An 18932-nucleotide genomic window follows, 5' to 3' on the forward strand; every position below is an offset into this window, starting at 1 on the left:
GATTCCATTCGTATAAAACTATAGCCTGAGGTGATGCTATGCGAGTATTCAGGCAAATGAATCTACTATTTCTTCTTATCTTACTTATAACATTGAATCTTACTTATCAGCATGAGGAGTTTAAAGCAGCAAATCAAGTTATAACTTACCCTGACAGACCCCCTATACCAAAATTTGTTCCGAATAAACAAGAGAAGGCTATTATTGTCGTTGAGGAAGAGCATTTTGAAAGAGCAAAAAAGCAACTATCCAACTCACTTCCATCAATAAGGGTTAATCAAATATATGAAATAGCATTTAAAGGGTTTGCTGTAGAAGGTAAGTCACAGGATATACATAAATTATTACAGAAATCATGGGTGAAGCACTCTTCTTCAGTTTCCACATATCGTGTAACGCTTGAAAAGAGCGTTCCTTTTATCGGTGGTCACGAAGTAAGGGGGCTGTTTGATCCTGAGAATGTAAGATTAACTGGAAAGGGTATGAGAGTCGGGGTCATTGATACAGGGGTAGATTATACACATCCAGATTTACAAAAAAACTACGGAGGAGGATTTGATGTTATTGACGATGATAATGACCCAATGGAGACGATTGCTGCTGAAGGATTACCTACACTGCACGGTACTCACGTAGCTGGAATCATTGCAGCGAATGGAAAGGTGAAAGGAGTCGCACCAGAAGCAGAAATTATCGCATATCGTGCATTAGGTCCAGGAGGAGTTGGTACGAGCGATCAGGTCATTGCAGCTATTGAAAAAGCGATTGAAGATCAAGTAGATGTTATTAATCTATCTCTTGGAACTACCGTGAACGGTCCGGATTGGCCTACTAGTTTAGCGCTGGATAAAGCTGTTGAACAGGGCATCATTGCTGTCACGTCAAGTGGTAATTCTGGTCCTAGTATATGGACGGTCGGCTCACCTGGTACGTCCTTAAAATCGATTTCTGTTGGTGCGTCAACGCCTCCAATGCATAATCCTTTTATTAAGGTCGCTTTTCACGATGAAGAGATCGAGTTATCTACCATGCAGGGTTCACGTGTTTGGGACATAAACAAACCGACTTCATTTGTTCTTGGCGGTCTTGGTACAAAAGAAGATCTAGTTGATGTGAAGGGGAAAATTGTCCTCATTGAGCGCGGAAAGATTACTTTTACTGAAAAAGCATTAAATGCTCAAGAAGAAGGTGCGGTTGGAGTAATTATTTATAATCATAAAGAAGGAGATTTCCTCGGAACTCTTGAGGAGCAGCCGACAATTCCGGTAGTATCAATGTCACAAAAAGAAGGCATATGGCTAAAGGCACGACATGAAGAAGGTAAGAGGCTATTGTATACGTCTCAACGACCTAGTAAGGATGTGTTAGCTGACTTTAGTTCAAGAGGACCTGTTACATATACTTGGGGTATTAAGCCTGATATTGTCGCTCCAGGCGTGGCAATTGATAGTACGGTTCCGAATGGCTATTTACAATTACAAGGCACGAGTATGGCCGCGCCCCATGTGGCAGGGGCATGTGCGTTAATAAAACAAGCTCATCCTGATTGGACGCCAGAGCAAGTAAAGGCAGCTTTGATGAATACAGCTAAAACTCTAACGAAGGAGGATGGGAGTTTATATGAGCCGTATGAACAAGGAGCTGGAAGAATTCAACTTGCCGAAGCCATTAGAGCAAGTACTTTAGTATATCCTAGTTCAGTTGCCTTCGGGCAATTTCAAACAGAGGATGTTCGGCAAAAGAAAAAAGTGACACTCACCATTGAAAATCAATCTACAAAGCGTGCTTATTATTCATTCGAATATCCAAAGCATCAGGTTGGATTACAATGGGGTTTGCCTATGTCCTTTACATTACAGCCTAAAGAGAAGAAGCAAGTTGATGTTAAATTTGATATTACACCAAATATGTTTGAGGGTGGCTTACATACAGGAGCATTTGTCATAAGAGAAAATAACAAACGTATTACATTACCTTATCTCTTTGTAGTAGATGAACCGGATTATCCAAGGGTGATGGGCTTTGAATTTACAATTGGAGACGAACCAGCTACATATCAATATGAGCTATATTTGCCTGGTGGTGCTGAGGAATTAGCTATAGCTTTATATGATCCAGATACATTTCATTTTATTACATATTTAGACTGGCAAAAGGATGTAGAGCGAGGTTTATTTGAAAAAACATTATCGTTTGATGAAGTTCCAGCAGAAGGTGTTTATAAAGCAATTGTCTTTGCCAAAAAAGAGGGGAGGGAGGATTCGTTTGAAACAATGGTAGTCATAGAAGACATCGCTAACAACGAAAAATAGTGTAATCTAATAATATAACATTTTGTCGGCTTATGTAATGTGAACATTTCACAACAAACAGATTGACATTGACTATGTGCTATTGTATGCTTACAAAGGATGTAAAAAATAAGGCTTACAAGCGGGTAAAAACAAGACTTTTCAGACATTTTTTAATGCTGTTTTGAAAAGTATTATTGTGAGGTTTATGTCGGAATGCGTCAAAACCAACGACACCCTTTACGAGCGATGGCACTAATGTCGACCATTCTCTCGCAACTAGTAGGTTCAGTTTTATTTGGCATTTTTTCTGGAAGATGGATCGATAGTAAATTGGAAACGGCACCATTGTTTTTAATTATTGGTCTTCTTATTGGACTAGCAGCTGGTGTATTTGCTATGGTGCGCCTGATCAACCACTATTTTTCGGGAGATTCCTAATTATGCAAGATTTGCAACAAATGTCTATACGTTATAGAAAATACATATTATTTCTGCTTTCAATCTACGTGTTAGGTTGGGGGTTCACACCATATCAATCGGTTTTTTTAGGGTTGATATTTGGTACAATAATAAGTTTGTATAATTTATGGATCATGGTTCGCCGGTCAAATCGGTTTACTAAAGCGGTGGAAGAAGGTACTAAAGTTCGTTCACTAGGAACATTTAACCGGATGGCCTCAGCTGCACTTGTCGTGTATATTGCATTACAATATCCAGACAAGATTCATTTATACTCAGCAATTTTGGGATTAATGACGATCTATATCGTCATTATAATAGATTATTTTTTTCAACTCATTCATCGCGGGGAAGAGAGGTGAATAATAAATGAATCATGGAGCTCCAATTGCAGAATTTTTAGGCCTTTATTTTAATTTAAGTAACGTATTAATGATGCTAGTTACTGCTACAATTGTATTTATTATCGCAGTCATCTGCACTCGTTCTCTATCTATGAAACCTACAGGTAAGCAAAACTTCATCGAGTGGGTAGTAGACTTTATTAAGGGAATTATTAATAGCTCGATGGATTGGCAAACAGGTGGAAGATTCTTAACGTTAGGATTAACGTTATTCCTATACATCATTGTTGCCAATATGTTAGGTCTACCATTTGCGGTTCAAGTAAATGGTGAGCTATGGTGGAAATCACCGACTGCTGATCCAGTCGTTACGCTAACATTAGCGATAATGGTTGTTGGATTGTCACACTATTATGGTGTGAAAATGAAAGGTGTAAAAGAATATGGTAGAGACTTTATCAAACCATTTCCTTTTATGTTGCCATTTAAGATTATCGAAGAGTTTGCTAACACATTAACACTGGGTCTTCGTCTTTATGGTAATATATTCGCGGGTGAAATCCTTCTAGGATTACTAGCAGGTTTGGCTACAAGTGGGTATGCTGCAAGTATCGGTTCTGGAATTATTGGAACTTTAGCTTCTATTCCGCTTATGTTAGCTTGGCAAGGTTTCAGTATATTCGTTGGTGCAATTCAAGCGTTTATCTTTACAATGTTAACAATGGTTTATCTGGCACACAAAGTGAGCCATGACCATTAAATAAATCTACTCGTTCAAAATTAATTTTTGGACACATCTTTTTAATTCATACTATTACTTTCACAAATTAAAGGAGGACTTTTTATTATGACAGGTTCTGTTGGTTTATTAGCAGCAGCAATTGCAATTGGTTTAGGAGCACTAGGTGCTGGTATTGGTAACGGTCTTATCGTATCTCGTACAGTTGAAGGAATGGCTCGTCAGCCTGAAGCACGTGGTATGTTACAAACAACAATGTTCATTGGGGTTGCACTAGTTGAGGCACTTCCTATCATCGCTGTTGTTATCGCATTTATGGTAATGGGTTCATAATAGTAGATCTTTGATTAGTGGGGTAATGGCGAAGAACATGTTCAGAGAACCTTCGCCATTCCTTTTGTTTAAATAATATAATTTTAATTTTCTTACACATACAATCGTTCAAAGACATTAGGTTTTTGAACGTCTTCATGAAATCTCTTGAAGGGAGTGAACGAAGATATGTTCAAATTAGACATGTTGGTATTAGGAGCAGGAGCTGGTGGAGAAGGCGGTGAGATACCACTTTTTAATGGTGGAGATATTCTCGCACAATTAATTATCTTCCTTATCCTATTATTGCTATTAAAGAAGTTTGCATGGGGTCCACTAATGGGCATTATGAAACAACGTGAAGAACATATTGCTAACGAAATTACGACTGCTGAACAAAGTAGCAAAGAAGCTCAGGGGCTTCTTGAAGAACAGCGTCAGTTATTAAAGGATGCACGTAAAGAAGCGCAGGAACTTATTGAAGGTGCGAAGAAAATTGGTGAGGAGCAGAAAAACGATATCGTTAATGCTGCCCGCATCGAAGCTGAGCGTGTAAAAGATTCTGCAACTCAAGCAATTGAGCAAGAAAAAGAACAAGCTATTGCTGCATTACGTGAACAAGTAGCATCTTTATCTGTTCTTATTGCATCGAAAGTAATTGAAAAAGAACTAAATGAACAAGATCAAGAAAAACTTATAAATGATTACATTCAAGAAGTAGGAGAAGGGCGATGAGCAAAGAAATCGTAGCAAAACGATATGCGCTGGCTCTTTTCCAATTAGCAAAGGAACAGAATATCCTTGATCAGATTGGTGAGGAACTTCGCGTCGTTAAACAAGTGTTTACAGACAATGAGCAGTTTCTTTCTGTTCTGCATCACCCTAAGGTATCTGTTGCTAAGAAGAAGGCATCGCTACAAGAGGCTTTCAAATCTGCTTCTTCAGTCGTGGTGAACACGCTTTCTCTATTAGTAGAACGCCATCGCTTAAACATCGTTGTTGATGTAGTGAATGAGTTCTTATCATTGTCAAATGATGAGCGCGGTGTTGCAGATGCTAAGGTATTTACTGTTAAGCCTTTATCGGATGTAGAAAAAAATACGTTATCAAATGTATTTGCGACAAAGGTTGGTAAGCAGTCTCTTAATATTGAAAATATAGTTGATCATACACTGATCGGTGGCATTAAAATCCGCATCGGTAATCGTATATATGACGGGAGCGTTAGCAGCAAGCTAGAGCGTATTGAACGTCAGCTCGTAGGAAATAGATCGTAGATAGGGGTGAAATTCATGAGCATCAAAGCTGAAGAAATTAGTTCACTGTTGAAAAAACAAATCGAAGAATATCAGTCAGAAGTTGAAGTTAATGATGTAGGTACAGTTATCCAAGTAGGTGACGGTATCGCACGTGTACATGGCCTCGATAATGCCATGGCTGGGGAGCTTGTTGAATTTTCTAACGGTGTCATGGGAATGGCACAAAATCTAGAAGAAAATAACGTAGGTATCGTTATTTTAGGGCCTTTCAGAGATATCCGTGAAGGAGACGAGGTTCGTCGTACTGGACGTATTATGGAAGTTCCTGTTGGAGAGGAATTAATCGGTCGTGTCGTGAATCCACTTGGTCAACCTGTCGATGGTTTAGGACCAATTGAATCGAACAAAACTCGTCCTATTGAAAGCCCAGCTCCAGGGGTAATGGATAGAAAATCGGTTCATGAACCTTTACAAACAGGAATTAAAGCAATCGACTCACTTATCCCAATTGGACGTGGTCAACGTGAATTGATCATCGGAGACCGTCAAACAGGTAAAACTGCAGTTGCGATTGATACAATTCTTAACCAGCAAGATCAAGATATGATTTGTATTTATGTAGCCATCGGGCAAAAAGAATCTACTGTTCGTGGTGTTGTTGAAACATTAAGAAAGCACGGTGCATTAGATTACACGATCGTTGTTACTGCATCTGCATCTCAACCTGCACCATTATTATTCCTAGCGCCATATGCAGGAGTAACGATGGGTGAGGAGTTTATGTACAACGGTAAACACGTGCTCGTTATTTATGATGATTTAACGAAGCAAGCCTCTGCATATCGTGAGCTTTCACTATTACTTCGCCGTCCTCCAGGTCGTGAAGCTTATCCTGGTGATGTATTCTATTTACACTCTCGCTTATTAGAGCGTGCTGCGAAATTAAGTGATGCAAAAGGTGGCGGCTCAATTACAGCCCTTCCGTTCATTGAGACGCAAGCAGGTGACGTGTCAGCATATATCCCTACAAACGTAATCTCGATTACAGATGGGCAAATATTCTTGCAATCTGATCTATTCTTCTCTGGTGTACGACCTGCCGTGAATGCTGGTTTATCAGTTTCACGTGTTGGTGGATCTGCACAGGTGAAAGCGATGAGGAAAGTATCAGGTACATTACGCTTAGACTTAGCGTCTTACCGTGAGCTTGAAGCCTTCGCTCAATTCGGATCTGATCTTGATCAGGCAACGCAAGCGAAGCTTAATCGTGGTGCACGTACAGTTGAAGTATTAAAACAAGGTTTGCATAAACCTCTAAAAGTAGAAAAACAAGTAGCTATTCTATATGCATTAACTCGTGGATTCTTAGATGATATTCCAGTAGCAGATATTTCACGTTTCGAAGAGGAATATTTCTCTTGGATTGAGCATAATCGCAATGAGTTATTTGAGCATATTCGTTCAACAGGAAACCTTCCTGAAGAGGCTGATTTTGATGCAGCTATTGAAGATTTCAAGAAGACGTTTGCTGTTTCTGAATAATTGATGCTAAGCGGCGAGGTCTTACATTTGTAAACATACGATCGCCGCTAATTATATAAAAATTTTTCTTATTTTGAACAACCTTAAAAAGGTGGTGAGAACCTTTGGCATCCTTACGTGATATAAAAACGAGAATTACCTCAACGAAGAAAACGAGTCAAATTACGAAAGCGATGGAGATGGTTTCAGCTTCGAAGTTAAATAGGGCTGAAAATAATGCTAAATCGTTTGTACCATACATGGAAAAAATTCAAGAGGTTGTAGCTAGTATCGCATTAGGTAGTACCGGTGTTAGCCATCCGATGTTAATGAGCCGACCTGTGAAGAAGACTGGTTATATTGTCATTACTTCTGATCGTGGTCTTGCAGGTGCATACAATAGTAATGTTTTACGTTCTGTATATCAAAAAATTCAAGAACGTCATAGCTCTACAGATGAGTATGCTGTCATTGCACTAGGTCGTATCGGTCGCGATTTCTTTTTAAAGAGAGGAATACCGGTTAATTCCCATATTGTTGGCCTTGCAGATCAACCTTCTTTTACAGAAATTAAAGATATTGCAAGTCAAACAATTGATTCTTTTGTAGATGGTACGTTTGATGAGTTGTATTTGTACTATAATCACTTTATTAGTGTCATCCAGCACGAAGTAACTGAAAAGAAACTACTACCATTAACGGATATAGCAGCTGAGAGCAAGCTTTCTTCTTATGAATTTGAACCTTCTCAAGAAGATATTTTAGAAGTGTTGCTTCCTCAATATGCTGAAAGTCTCATCTATGGTGCCTTATTAGATGGTAAGGCAGCGGAACATGCAGCTCGTATGACTGCAATGAAAAACGCTACGGATAATGCAAACGAGCTTATTAAAGGTCTTACACTATCATTCAACCGTGCGCGTCAAGCTGCAATTACTCAAGAAATTACTGAGATTGTTGCTGGTGCATCTGCACTTGAATAGGAAAGATCATAGATTTTCACAAGCAAGTTAGGAGGGAAAACGATGAATAAAGGACGCATTCTTTCAGTAATGGGACCGGTTGTTGATGTAAAATTTGATAACGGCCATCTTCCTGAAATTTATAATGCCCTTAAAATTGAGCATAAAGCACGTAATGAAAATGAAGTTGATATTAACTTAACATTAGAAGTTGCTCTGCACCTTGGAGACGATTCTGTACGTACGATTGCAATGTCATCTACAGATGGACTTGTACGTGGATTAGAAGCAATTGACACTGAAGCAGCAATTTCTGTACCAGTTGGTGATGTTACATTAGGGCGTGTATTTAACGTACTAGGTGAAAACATTGATCTAGATGAAGCAATCCCACAAGATGCTCGTCGTGATGCGATTCACAGACAAGCACCGTCTTTTGAGAAGCTTTCTACAGAAGTAGAAATTTTAGAAACAGGAATTAAAGTAGTTGACTTATTAGCACCGTACATTAAAGGTGGAAAAATCGGACTATTTGGTGGAGCAGGTGTTGGTAAAACCGTTTTAATTCAGGAATTAATCAATAATATCGCACAAGAACATGGTGGTATTTCAGTATTCGCTGGTGTAGGTGAGCGTACACGTGAAGGAAACGATTTATACCATGAAATGACTGATTCAGGCGTTATTAAGAAAACAGCAATGGTTTTCGGTCAGATGAATGAGCCTCCTGGTGCACGTATGCGTGTTGCATTAACAGGCTTAACAATGGCTGAATATTTCCGTGATGACCAAGGTCAAGACGTGTTATTCTTTATGGATAACATCTTCCGCTTTACTCAAGCAGGTTCTGAGGTATCAGCATTACTTGGTCGTATGCCTTCTGCCGTTGGTTATCAACCAACATTAGCAACAGAAATGGGTCAGCTTCAAGAGCGTATTACATCAACAAGCGTTGGTTCTGTAACATCGATCCAAGCAATTTACGTTCCTGCCGATGACTATACTGATCCAGCTCCAGCAACGACGTTTGCTCACTTAGACGCAACGACAAACCTTGAGCGTAAACTTTCAGAAATGGGTATTTACCCTGCGGTTGACCCACTTGCATCAACTTCACGTGCTTTAGCACCTGAAATTGTTGGAGAAGAGCACTACGAAGTTGCTCGTCAAGTACAGTCAACACTACAACGTTATAAAGAATTACAAGACATCATTGCGATCCTTGGAATGGATGAGCTTTCTGATGAAGATAAATTAATCGTTCATCGTGCTCGCCGTATTCAATTCTTCTTATCTCAAAACTTCCACGTGGCTGAGCAATTTACAGGCCAACCTGGTTCTTACGTTCAAGTTAAAGAAACAGTTCGTGGATTTAAAGAGATCCTTGAAGGGAAGTATGACAACCTTCCTGAAGATGCGTTCCGCTTAGTAGGACGTATTGAAGAAGTAGTTGAAAAAGCGAAAGAAATGGGCGTAGAAGTATAATTATTGGGACCTAGGAGGGTATAAAATGAAAGTGGTTAAAGTCCATGTAGTTACTCCCGATGGCCCGGTTTTAGAAGAAGATGTGGAGATGGTAATTGCAAAGGCTCAAAGTGGAGAGCTTGGTATTTTACCTGGTCATATTCCGATGGTTGCTCCATTACAAATTGGGGTAGTTCGTCTAAAAAAGGGAACCGACACTGAACTTGTGGCTGTTAGTGGAGGCTTTCTAGAAGTTAGACCTGAAAAAGTAACGATACTTGCACAAGCTGCGGAAGTTGCAGCTGATATTGATGTATTACGTGCAAAAGCAGCAAAAGAAAGAGCTGAACAACGTCTAAGAGCTCAACAGTCAGATGTTGACTTTAGACGAGCTGAGATGTCTCTTCAACGTGCGATTAATCGTTTGAACGTTACAAATAAACACTTTTAATTAAAAAGGCTTTCTGTATCATACAGAAAGCCTTTTTGTTTGTGATTTTTGTCATTGACGATCGGCTGGAAAATGAGTAATGTTGCTGATGGAAAATTCAATATTTCGTCCATGCTTTATCGACACAAATATTGGTATTTGCTATAATGTTAACGGTTAAATAAAATATTTTTTTAATTACAAGGCACGACAAACGGAGGGGGAACATGGAGCAATTTAACTTATACATCAACAATTATTTAATCGTATTCGTTTTTCTATGTCTAGGAGTCTTGTTACCTGTAGCTGCATTAACAGCAGGTCGGTTTTTACGGCCGCATGCACCTAACAGTGAAAAACAAAAGACGTACGAAAGCGGTATTGAACCATTCCATGATTCACGTGTGCAGTTTAACGTAAGGTATTATATTTTTGGCTTAATGTTTGTGATTTTTGATGTTGAAACAGTTTTCTTATACCCATGGGCAGTTGCATATGACGAACTCGGTATTTTCGCATTAATTGAAATGCTTATTTTTGTCGTTATGTTATTAATCGGGTTAATATATGCATGGAAGAAGAAGGTGTTAAAATGGATTTAAAAATAGAAAACATTTCAGCAGAAGAAATGGAAGAATTAAAACGCAATATATTTTTTACAACACTTGAACAATTGAAGGGTTGGGCGAGAAGTAATTCTTTATGGCCATTAACAATGGGACTCGCTTGTTGTGGTATCGAAATGATGGGTGTTGGATCATCACATTATGACTTAGACCGTTTTGGCTCTTTTTTTCGTACCTCTCCACGACAATCTGATGTCATGATTGTTTCTGGGACAGTAACAAAGAAAATGGCGCCTATCGTTAAGAGATTATACGATCAAATGTCTGAACCTAAGTGGGTAATAGCAATGGGGTCTTGTGCAACAGCGGGAGGACCATATGTTAAGTCTTATGCAGTTGTCAAAGGGGTCGACCAGATTGTACCTGTCGATGTATACATTCCTGGGTGTCCGCCAAATCCAGCAGCACTTATTTATGGAATAAATAAATTAAAGGAAAAAATTCGCTACGAAGCTAAGACAGGGAAGAAGGTGATGTAGCAAATGAGCAAAGATCTTGACCAACAAAAGAAGGAAGCTGCAAAAAAAGCTAAAGAACTAGCATTAAAAAAACTAGCAGAGAAGAAAGCTAACGATGCTAGTCTTAAAGTAGATGAAAGTGATTCAAATATTGATGTAGCTAAAGCAAAAGCTGCCGCAGCAGCGAAGGCAAAGGCTGCTGCATTAGCCAAACAAAAAGAGATTGCAAAGCAAAAAAATGAGGGCGAAAAATCAGCACAAAAGGAAGCGGTTACAAGTAGTTCTAATGATGTAACAGATCTTGAAAAGCAAAAGGCAGCCGCAGCAGCAAAAGCAAAAGCCGCTGCGTTAGCCAAGCAAAAAGCAAAAGAAAAAAACGAAAAAGCTCCTGAAGGTGATGAAGCGAAAGCAAAAGCAGCTGCAGCAGCAAAAGCAAAAGCAGCTGCGTTAGCCAAACAAAAAGCAAAAGAAAAAAACGAAAAAGCTCCTGAAGGTGATGAAGCGAAAGCAAAGGCGGCAGCCGCAGCAAAAGCAAAAGCCGCCGCAGCAGCAAAGGCAAAAGCCGCTGCTTTAGCAAAGCAACAGAGGGATAGTGGCAATGAAAAAGTAGAAAATGATGATGCCGCAGCAGCAAAAGCGAAAGCGATTGCAGCAGCAAAGGCAAAAGCGAAGGCTGCCGCAGCAGCAAAAGCAAAAGCAAGTGGTGCAACAGAGTCAGATCAAACAGTAGAGAAAAAACCATCTCAAAACCAACCTTATCTCGATAAATATGTAAAAGTAATTGAAGAGCATCTTGGCAAGGAAGTTTTGTCAGACTCATATATTAATGAGCTTTCAAAAGATGTTCCTACACTAGTAGCAACACCTGACTCTTATTTTAAAATAGCAGAATTCCTAAAATATAATGAACAGTTAAGCTTTGACTATTTATCGAATATACACGGAACAGATTTTGTTTCGCATATGGAAGTTTATGTGCATTTATACTCATATATTAATCGGCAAACTGTTGCCTTAAAGGTCAAAATAGATCGTGAGGAACCAATTATTGATTCGTTGCAACCATTATGGGAAGGAGCGAATTGGCCTGAACGGGAAGCTTATGACTTATTAGGCATCAATTTTAAAGGTCATCCTAACTTAGCACGCATTTTACTTGCAGAGGATTGGGTTGGATACCCGCTTAGAAAAGACTACGAACCGTATGATGTGGAGGTTTAACTGATGATTCGAACAGAAGAAATGCTCCTTAACGTTGGACCGCAGCATCCAAGTACACATGGTGTATTTCGGCTTGTGGTCAAAATAGATGGTGAAATCATAACGGAAGCGACACCAGTAATTGGTTATCTTCACCGTGGAACAGAAAAACTAGCAGAGGACTTACAATATACACAAATTATCCCATTTACTGATAGAATGGATTATTTATCAGCAATGACGAATAATTACGTCCTTTGTCATTCAGTTGAAACAATGATGGGGCTTGAAGTACCTGAACGTGCTGAATACTTACGAGTATTGGCGATGGAGCTTGGACGTATCGCAAGTCATCTCGTCTGGTGGGGAACATATTTACTAGATATCGGTGCAGTCAGTCCGTTTCTTTATGCATTTAGAGAACGTGAAATGATTATTAATCTGCTAAACGAACTTTCAGGTGCTAGACTTACCTTTAATTATATGAGGGTAGGCGGTGTCAAGTGGGACGCACCAGAAGGTTGGATTCAAAAGGTAGAAGAGTTTGTTCCATACATGCGCGAACAGCTTAAAGGGTATCATGACCTCGTCACAGGAAACGAGATCTTTATGAGTCGTGTAAAAGGTGTAGGAACTTATACGAAGGAAGATGCACTTGCATATTCTTTAAGCGGAGTAAACTTACGCTGTACGGGCGTTAAATGGGACCTACGAAAAGACGAGCCATATTCAATCTACGATAGGTTTGATTTTGATGTACCTTTTCGAGAAGAAGGCGATGCATTAGCACGTTATTTCTGCCGCTTAGAAGAAATTGAAGAGTCATTAAAAATAATAGAACAAGCTTGTGAACAGTTTCCAAATGAAGGTCCAATATTGGCGAAAGTACCTAGGATTATTAAAGCTCCAAAAGGTGAAGCGTATGTCCGAATTGAATCACCTCGTGGAGAAATAGGCTGTTACATTGCAAGTGACGGTAAGAAGGAGCCGTATCGTTTAAAATTCCGTCGTCCTTCATTTTATAATTTGCAAATCCTCTCAAAATTATTAAAAGGGGAAAATATGGCGAATTTAATTGTTATTTTAGGAGCAGTTGATATTGTTCTTGGGGAGGTAGATGGGTAATGATGCAAGACTTATTGCATTCCTCACCAACTGTCGGAAATCTGGGTATTTTTTTAGGATTAGGTACGCTATTTTTATTTGTAGTACTAGGATTTGTTACATATGGCATCTTAGCAGAGAGGAAAGTAATGGGATTTATGCAGGGACGTATAGGCCCAAACCAAGTGGGGGGCCGTTGGGGCTTATTACAAACTGTTGCAGATGTTCTTAAACTGCTATTAAAAGAAGATGTCGTAACGAAGAATGCTGATAGACCACTATTTTTAATTGCTCCAATCATTGCCTTTGCTCCTGCATTTATGGTATTGGCAACAATGCCATTCACGGATGCATTTCAATTTGCAGATATTGGTGTGGGATTATTGTATTATATCGCTATATCTGGCTTAACGACAATTGGGGTTGTGACTGGTGGTTGGGCATCAAACAACAAATATGCATTATTAGGTAGTATGCGTGCCGCTGCACAGATGATTTCTTACGAGATTCCACTTGTAATGTCAGTATTAGGGGTCATCTTCTTAACTGGAAGCTTAAATTTAAATGATATCGTTCAAGGTCAAGAAACTTGGTGGAATATATTTAGGCAACCAATTGGTTTTGTCGTCTTTTTAATTGCTGCTGTTGCAGAGTTAAATCGTGTACCTTTTGATTTGCCAGAGGCAGAGTCGGAAATTATCGCAGGTTACCACGTCGAATATTCAGGGTTTCGCTGGGCATTTTTCATGCTAGCTGAATATGTTTACTTTTTTGCGATGGCTTCACTAATAACTGTATTATTTTTAGGTGGATGGCATCCGATCATGTTCCTTGATTTCATTCCTGGAGCGGTTTGGTTTGCTTTAAAGTTTAGCTTCGTAGTATTTTTACTTATTTGGTTCCGTGTTGCATTTCCACGCGTACGAGCAGACCATCTAATGGAATTTGGCTGGAAGGTGTTACTACCTGTAGCTCTTGCAAATATTTTTATTACAGCTGTAATTAAAGAAATTATTAACTACTTTTAGAGGAACATCCTCATCTAGTAATATGTCATTAAAAAATAAGGGGTTGGGTACATGCTAGGTTTAGCAAAAGGATTAAAATATACCCTAAATAGTGTAACGAAGAAGAAGGTTACGTATGATTATCCGAATGAATCATTACCACTTCCTGATCGTTTTCGAGGAATACAAAAATTCTATCCTGAAAAATGTATCGTTTGTAACCAGTGTGCAAATATATGCCCGACAGATTGCATTAGACTGACTGGTAAGAAGCACCCTGATCCAAATAAAAAAGGGAAAATCATCGATACTTATGATATTAATTTTGAAATTTGTATTTTATGTGATTTATGCACAGAAGTCTGTCCGACTGAAGCAATAGTCATGACCAACAACTTTGAGCTTGCTGAGTACAGTCGTGATGAGCTATTTAAAAATCTAGAATGGTTAGATGAGAATGACCAAAACATTCGAAAGGAGAATAAGGCATGAGCGGTGAATTTATAGCACTAATAGTACTTTCACTAATCGCTATAATTGGCAGTATCCTCATGTTGTCTCTAACAAAGGTAGTACACATGGTCATTTCACTTGTGTTTACGTTTATTAGTATTGCTGGTGTTTATGTCCTGTTGTCTGCAGAATTTGTAGCGGCTGTTCAAATATTAATATACTCTGGTGCTATTACGATTATTATGTTGTTTGGTATTATGCTGACTCGTCATAATGATGAAACGGGTGACTCTAAGGCAAGCATGCTGCGTAAGCTTCTTACCTTAGTGGGTGTCATAGCTTTTGGAATCGTTGTCATGCTAGGAATTGTTAATCTTGATTTCGGTCAACAAGCGACTACCTTACATGTAGAAAATACAAAGCAGATAGGTATAGCGCTTTATTCTAAATTTGTTATACCGTTTGAGTTAATGTCTGTTCTTTTGCTTGTAGCACTGATTGGGGCTATTATTTTAGCAAAAAAAGATGATGAGGAGGCAGACAATAAATGAGTTCAACTCCTTTAGCTGGTTATTTATTATTAGCGTTGTTTTTATTCTGCTTAGGATTGTATGGTGCGCTGACGAAAAAAAATATGGTCATTGTGCTCATTTCGATTGAGCTAATGCTCAATGCTGTAAATATTAATTTAGTAGCATTTAGTAAATTTGGAGTCAATCCAAATATTACTGGTCAAATCTTTTCCCTTTTTACGATAACTATTGCTGCAGCAGAGGCGGCGGTTGGTTTAGCTATCTTAATGGCGCTATATCGTAATCGAAAGACAGTTAACATCGACGAAATGGATTCGATGAAGCATTAATGGACAGTTTATCTTCACTGACTAAAAAAAGGGGATCGTGATACGATGATGGAATATGCATGGTTAATACCGCTTTTCCCGTTAGTTTCTTTTGTGCTTCTTCTCCTGATTGGTAAGCGTTTGAAGGAGGGGAGTGCATATGTAGGTATTCTCATGACGTTGGTATCTTTCACATTGGCAATTTTCGTATTGGTAGAACGGCTGAGTGAACCAACATTTAAGCAAGAAGGTACATGGCTTACGATTGGGAATATCAACTTAACAGCGGGATTTGAAATCAATCAATTAAATGCACTAATGCTAGTAGTAGTGACGCTTGTCAGTTTTCTTGTACACCTTTATTCAAAGGGATATATGCATGGAGATGAACGGTTTCCAGTATTTTATGCATATCTAGGATTATTTACATTTTCTATGCTAGGATTAGTGATTTCACCAAACCTACTTCAAACATATGTATTTTGGGAGTTAGTTGGTGTAGGATCATTCTTATTAATCGGTTTTTATTTTTATAAAGAGGATGCGAAAGCAGCTGCCAAAAAGGCGTTTATCATGACAAGAATCGGTGATGTAGGACTATTCATTGGTATGATTCTATTATTTTGGCAGGTCGGTAGCTTTGAATATGATGACATTTTTCATGCAGTATCAACAAATGTGATACCAATGGAAATGATTACATTAACAGCTATTTTAATTTTTATTGGAGCGATGGGTAAGTCCGGTCAGTTTCCATTACATTCATGGCTTCCTGATGCGATGGAAGGTCCGACACCTGTATCCGCACTTATACATGCGGCGACGATGGTAGCTGCAGGGGTATATTTGGTTGCATCGATGTTTCCATTGTTTACTGCAAGTGAAACAGCATTGACAACAGTTGCTATTGTTGGTGGCTTTACAGCGATATTTGCGGCATCGATCGGACTTGTTCAAACGGATATTAAACGAGTGCTAGCTTATTCAACAGTTAGTCAGTTAGGGTATATGATGCTTGCACTAGGCTCTGCCGGCTATGTTGCTGGGGTATTTCACCTGACAACACATGCATTCTTTAAGGCATTGCTATTCTTAGCAGCTGGTAGTGTCATTCACGCAGTTCACACGCAGAACATCAATGAGATGGGTGGTTTATGGAAAAAGCTGCGTCTCACAGGTCCGTTATTTTTAATTGGTACGTTAGCAATTAGCGGAGTACCATTGCTTTCTGGGTTTTTCAGTAAAGAAGAAATTTTAGTTGCGACATGGACTCATGGCAATTATGGGTTGTTTTGGATCGCTGTCATTGCAGCATTCTTCACAGCATTTTATATGTTCCGCTTATTCTTTTTAGTATTTACGGGAAAACAAAATGGAACTACAAAAGAGGTACACGAGTCACCATTATCGATGACGTTTCCAATGATTGTGTTAGCTATTTTAGCGATTGTAGCTGGATATATAAATACACCTTGGTTTGGAACGTTCTTAGGTGATTGGTTGGCAGAAGGAAATGAATACTTGGAAGCTGCACATATTAAAGCCCCAGCTTGGATTATGATTGTGGCAACGGTCGTTTCATTTGTCGGGATTTTTCTAGCATATTTAATGTATGGGAAAAAATCACTTGCAAGGGATACCTTTTCTTCACGTGAATCGATTGTTTATAACATTTTGTTAAATAAGTATTACATAGATGAGTTTTATCAAGCAACGGTTGTTTACTCGACTAAAGTGATTAGCTTATTTATGAAATATATTGAGAAATTTATCGTTGAAGGTATAGTGAATGGCATTGCATTATTTACACAAAGCATAGGTAGAATAGGGTCCAAGCTGCAAAATGGTCAGATTCAAATGTATGGTGCAGTGACTATTATTGGTTTAGCAATCTTATTAGTGATCTTTGCTTTGACAGGGGGGTATATCGGATGAACGCATCTTTCTATTTATCACTATTAATATTCTCCCCATTGCTAGGAATTATTCTTCTCATGTTGATTCCTAAAACGCAAGAGAAGCAAATTAAGCTGGTAGGTTTTTTAGCAACATTACCTGCATTATCCTTATCACTCATTGTTTTTGTGAAATATGTATCTGGTGAAGCTTTAAGTCAATATGCTGAAAAATATGAATGGATTCATTTAGGTCAGTTTCCAGGGGTACCTGAATTTGCTTGGAGAATTGATTATGAGCTAAGTCTCGACGGTCTAGCACTCGTCATGATCGTACTTACAACAGTCCTTTCGACTCTAGCGGCGATCGCGTCTATTCATATTAAAAAAGAATGGAAAGGCTATTTCATGCTTTTCCTGTTATTAGAAATTGGTATGCTTGGCGTTTTTGCTGCTGGGAACCTTATCTTATTCTTTATCTTCTTCGAAGTAACGCTTATTCCAATGTTTTTCCTCATTGGAAAATGGGGCTATTTTGAAAAAGAAAAAGCAGCGTTCAGCTTCTTAATCTATAATGGGATTGGTTCAGCTATCCTATTAATCGTTATTATTATCTTATTTGCGAAAACTGGAACAGCCAATTTTGAGGATCTTAAGGTTGCCTTAAGCTACCCTGTCGATCAAATTCAATTTTTCTTTCCGGTTTCTGAACAACTTCGTTTTGGGTTACTCATTGCACTTATTGTTGCATTTGGCGTGAAGCTACCTATATTTCCGTTACATAGCTGGATGCTACGTGTTCACGTCCAAGCACCACCAGCCATTGTAATGCTTCACTCAGGTGTCCTATTAAAAATCGGTGCTTTCGGTCTCATTCGGTTTGGTATGGGGTTATTCCCGAACGAGTTTGAGTCAATAGCAATATGGCTAGCGATATTAGGTGTTATTAACCTGTTATATGGTGCATTTTTAGCACTTATTCAAACAGACTTAAAAATGGTACTAGCTTATTCAAGTATTTCACATATGGGAATTGTATTAATTGGACTAGCTGCATTAAATGAGGCTGGCATTCAAGGTGCGATTTTTCAAGTCGTATCACACGGCTTAATTTCAGCATTGTTGTTCTTCCTCGTAGGTGTAATGTATGAACGTGTCAACACCTCATCGATTGACAAGCTTGGTGGTTTAGCAAAGGTGATGCCATTAACAGCAGGGTTCTTACTTGCTGGGGCAATGGCATCATTAGGATTACCTGGCATGTCAGGGTTCGTAAGTGAATTTATGGCATTTGCTGGTTTATTTAAAGAAATGCCTGTCATTGCGGCAATAGGGGCACTGGGGATTATTTTGACAGCAGCTTATTTACTACGAGCAGTTTTGCAAGTAACATTTGGAACTGCAAATCAATCATATGGGAAACTAGCTGATTTCAAAGGTGTAGAAATGGTTCCTGCACTCGTATTACTCGGTTTTATTATCTTAATAGGTGTATACCCAACTGTTCTATCAGAGCCGTTAAAATCAACTATTGAGACTATTATGTTAGGAATAGGAGGGTGAG

General features: G+C 38.8%; 21 protein-coding genes. All 21 read left to right on the forward strand.

Annotation, left to right across the window (positions count from 1 at the left end):
- The first annotated feature begins 38 nt into the window (after positions 1-38).
- The 21 genes from SLH48_RS09635 to SLH48_RS09735 all read left to right on the forward strand — a co-directional run bounded on the left by SLH48_RS09635 (position 39) and on the right by SLH48_RS09735 (position 18931).
- On the forward strand, positions 39-2312 hold the full coding sequence (locus SLH48_RS09635) for a S8 family serine peptidase (protein WP_320257981.1): 2274 nt from the start codon (positions 39-41) through the stop codon (positions 2310-2312).
- A 195-nt stretch (positions 2313-2507) separates the two neighbouring features.
- Positions 2508-2732, forward strand: a complete 225-nt coding sequence (locus SLH48_RS09640; RefSeq protein ID WP_214480868.1) for an AtpZ/AtpI family protein — start codon at positions 2508-2510, stop codon at positions 2730-2732.
- A 2-nt stretch (positions 2733-2734) separates the two neighbouring features.
- On the forward strand, positions 2735-3115 hold the full coding sequence (locus SLH48_RS09645; protein WP_214480867.1) for an ATP synthase subunit I: 381 nt from the start codon (positions 2735-2737) through the stop codon (positions 3113-3115).
- Positions 3116-3122: 7 nt separating this feature from the next.
- Positions 3123-3857, forward strand: a complete 735-nt coding sequence (gene atpB, locus SLH48_RS09650) for a F0F1 ATP synthase subunit A (protein WP_320257982.1) — start codon at positions 3123-3125, stop codon at positions 3855-3857.
- Between the two features lie 87 nt (positions 3858-3944).
- Positions 3945-4169, forward strand: a complete 225-nt coding sequence (gene atpE, locus SLH48_RS09655) for a F0F1 ATP synthase subunit C (protein WP_214480865.1) — start codon at positions 3945-3947, stop codon at positions 4167-4169.
- Between the two features lie 168 nt (positions 4170-4337).
- A complete protein-coding gene (atpF, locus tag SLH48_RS09660; RefSeq protein ID WP_413785405.1) occupies positions 4338-4883 on the forward strand; it encodes a F0F1 ATP synthase subunit B in 546 nt (181 codons plus the stop codon).
- Positions 4880-5425: a F0F1 ATP synthase subunit delta gene (locus SLH48_RS09665; protein ID WP_320257983.1), complete on the forward strand. Its 546-nt coding sequence runs from the start codon at positions 4880-4882 to the stop codon at positions 5423-5425. The genes atpF and SLH48_RS09665 overlap by 4 nt, the downstream gene beginning before the upstream one ends.
- Positions 5426-5440: 15 nt before the next feature.
- Entirely contained in the window at positions 5441-6949 is a 1509-nt protein-coding gene (gene atpA, locus SLH48_RS09670; protein WP_214480863.1) for a F0F1 ATP synthase subunit alpha, read from the forward strand.
- 104 nt (positions 6950-7053) lie between these two features.
- Positions 7054-7911: an ATP synthase F1 subunit gamma gene (gene atpG, locus SLH48_RS09675; RefSeq protein WP_214480862.1), complete on the forward strand. Its 858-nt coding sequence runs from the start codon at positions 7054-7056 to the stop codon at positions 7909-7911.
- A 42-nt stretch (positions 7912-7953) separates the two neighbouring features.
- Positions 7954-9375 carry a F0F1 ATP synthase subunit beta gene (gene atpD / locus SLH48_RS09680; RefSeq protein WP_320207420.1) on the forward strand — a complete coding sequence of 474 codons (1422 nt, stop codon included), beginning with the start codon at positions 7954-7956 and terminating at the stop codon, positions 9373-9375.
- Positions 9376-9400: 25 nt separating this feature from the next.
- Positions 9401-9805 (forward strand): F0F1 ATP synthase subunit epsilon, encoded by a 405-nt coding sequence (locus tag SLH48_RS09685; protein WP_214480860.1) that lies wholly within the window; start codon positions 9401-9403, stop codon positions 9803-9805.
- Between the two features lie 206 nt (positions 9806-10011).
- Positions 10012-10386 (forward strand): NADH-quinone oxidoreductase subunit A, encoded by a 375-nt coding sequence (locus tag SLH48_RS09690; protein ID WP_214480859.1) that lies wholly within the window; start codon positions 10012-10014, stop codon positions 10384-10386.
- Positions 10377-10889, forward strand: coding sequence for a NuoB/complex I 20 kDa subunit family protein (locus tag SLH48_RS09695; RefSeq protein ID WP_214480858.1), 513 nt, complete (start codon positions 10377-10379; stop codon positions 10887-10889). The genes SLH48_RS09690 and SLH48_RS09695 overlap by 10 nt, the downstream gene beginning before the upstream one ends.
- 3 nt (positions 10890-10892) lie before the next feature.
- Entirely contained in the window at positions 10893-12089 is a 1197-nt protein-coding gene (locus SLH48_RS09700; protein ID WP_320257984.1) for an NADH-quinone oxidoreductase subunit C, read from the forward strand.
- Positions 12090-12092: 3 nt separating this feature from the next.
- The gene (locus tag SLH48_RS09705; RefSeq protein ID WP_214480856.1) at positions 12093-13193 is read left to right on the forward strand and encodes an NADH-quinone oxidoreductase subunit D; all 1101 of its coding nucleotides are present in this window, start codon (positions 12093-12095) and stop codon (positions 13191-13193) included.
- Positions 13193-14200, forward strand: a complete 1008-nt coding sequence (nuoH, locus tag SLH48_RS09710) for an NADH-quinone oxidoreductase subunit NuoH (protein ID WP_320257985.1) — start codon at positions 13193-13195, stop codon at positions 14198-14200. Before SLH48_RS09705 ends, nuoH begins: the two co-directional genes overlap by 1 nt.
- A 51-nt stretch (positions 14201-14251) precedes the next feature.
- Positions 14252-14671 (forward strand): NADH-quinone oxidoreductase subunit NuoI, encoded by a 420-nt coding sequence (nuoI, locus tag SLH48_RS09715; protein ID WP_214480854.1) that lies wholly within the window; start codon positions 14252-14254, stop codon positions 14669-14671.
- Positions 14668-15183 carry an NADH-quinone oxidoreductase subunit J gene (locus tag SLH48_RS09720; protein WP_320257986.1) on the forward strand — a complete coding sequence of 172 codons (516 nt, stop codon included), beginning with the start codon at positions 14668-14670 and terminating at the stop codon, positions 15181-15183. The genes nuoI and SLH48_RS09720 overlap by 4 nt, the downstream gene beginning before the upstream one ends.
- Positions 15180-15494 (forward strand): NADH-quinone oxidoreductase subunit NuoK, encoded by a 315-nt coding sequence (nuoK, locus tag SLH48_RS09725; RefSeq protein WP_214480852.1) that lies wholly within the window; start codon positions 15180-15182, stop codon positions 15492-15494. The genes SLH48_RS09720 and nuoK overlap by 4 nt, the downstream gene beginning before the upstream one ends.
- Before the next feature lie 45 nt (positions 15495-15539).
- Complete coding sequence (gene nuoL, locus SLH48_RS09730) at positions 15540-17408, forward strand: NADH-quinone oxidoreductase subunit L (RefSeq protein ID WP_320257987.1); 1869 nt, start codon at positions 15540-15542, stop codon at positions 17406-17408.
- Complete coding sequence (locus SLH48_RS09735) at positions 17405-18931, forward strand: NADH-quinone oxidoreductase subunit M (protein WP_320257988.1); 1527 nt, start codon at positions 17405-17407, stop codon at positions 18929-18931. Before nuoL ends, SLH48_RS09735 begins: the two co-directional genes overlap by 4 nt.
- Position 18932 lies beyond the last annotated feature (1 nt).

Source organism: Cytobacillus sp. IB215316 (genome assembly GCF_033963865.1).
Classification (GTDB): Bacteria; Bacillota; Bacilli; order Bacillales; family SM2101; genus Nanhaiella; species Nanhaiella sioensis.